Source organism: Pseudomonas sp. WS 5011 (assembly GCF_012985775.1).
Taxonomy (GTDB): domain Bacteria; phylum Pseudomonadota; class Gammaproteobacteria; order Pseudomonadales; family Pseudomonadaceae; genus Aquipseudomonas; species Aquipseudomonas peli.
In genome coordinates, this window is record NZ_JAAQXA010000074.1 from 1 (window position 1) to 1,192 (window position 1,192).

Annotated in this window: 1 protein-coding gene; it reads left to right on the forward strand. The window is 57.8% G+C overall.

The genetic code is table 11. The features are described from left to right. Window positions 1-65 precede the first annotated feature (65 nt). Complete coding sequence (locus tag HBN63_RS21565; protein WP_090248136.1) at window positions 66-1,046, forward strand: IS5 family transposase; 981 nt, start codon at window positions 66-68, stop codon at window positions 1,044-1,046. The last annotated feature ends 146 nt before the right edge of the window (window positions 1,047-1,192 follow it).

The following is a 1,192-nucleotide window of genomic DNA, read 5'->3' on the forward strand; positions in this document are numbered from 1 at the left end:
GGAAACTCTGAAAAAGACTTCCTGATTTTGGCAAAATCCCCGGACTCCACCCGCCGAGTTTTCCGATGAAGCAGATGACCTTCGCCGACGCCGAGTACGCCGGCAAGCGCAAACAGACCCGCAAAGAGCTGTTCCTGATCGAGATGGATCAGGTAGTGCCGTGGAAAGGTTTGGTCGCTCTGATCGACCCGCACTACCCCAAAGGCGAGGGTGGTCGTCCGGCGTACCCGTTGATGGCGATGCTGCGCATACATCTGATGCAGAACTGGTTTGGCTACAGCGACCCGGCGATGGAGGAAGCGCTGTACGAGACCACCATCCTGCGCCAGTTTGCCGGACTGAGCCTGGAGCGCATTCCGGATGAAACCACCATCCTCAACTTCCGCCGCCTGCTGGAGAAACACGAATTGGCTGCCGGCATCCTGGCTGTGATCAATGGCTACCTAGGTGACCGAGGTTTGTCGTTGCGCCAAGGCACTATCGTCGATGCCACGCTGATCAATGCGCCAAGTTCGACCAAGAACAAGGACGGCAAGCGTGACCCGCAAATGCACCAGACCAAGAAGGGAAACCAGTATTACTTCGGCATGAAGGCGCATATCGGCGTTGATGACGAGTCCGGCCTGGTGCACAGCGTGGTGGGGACGGCAGCCAACGTTGCAGACGTTACCCAGGTCGACAAACTGCTGCACGGTGAGGAAAACATGGTCGGTGCCGACGCGGGCTACACCGGCGTAGAGAAGCGCCCGGAACATGAAGGCCGTGAGGTGATCTGGCAGATCGCGGCCCGTCGTAGTACGTATAAGAAGCTGAGCAAGCGCAGCGCGCTGTACAAAGCCAAGCGCAAGATCGAGAAAGCCAAGGCCCAGGTGCGTGCCAAGGTCGAGCATCCGTTCCGGGTGATCAAGCGCCAGTTCGGCTATGTGAAGACACGCTTCCGTGGCCTGGCGAAGAACACGGCACAGCTGGTGACACTGTTCGCGCTGTCGAACCTGTGGATGGTGCGCCGGCATTTGCTGACGAATGCGGGAGAGGTGCGCCTGTAATGTGGGAAATGGCCGCTGCGAGGTTATCGCGGCGGCCAGAAACACTGAAATGAGCGGGTGATCTGATCGTTTTTGATTGGTTTGCTGCTTTCAAAATCGGCGACGGCTGAAGTCGACTGAAAATACAGGACTACTTCAGACCATCC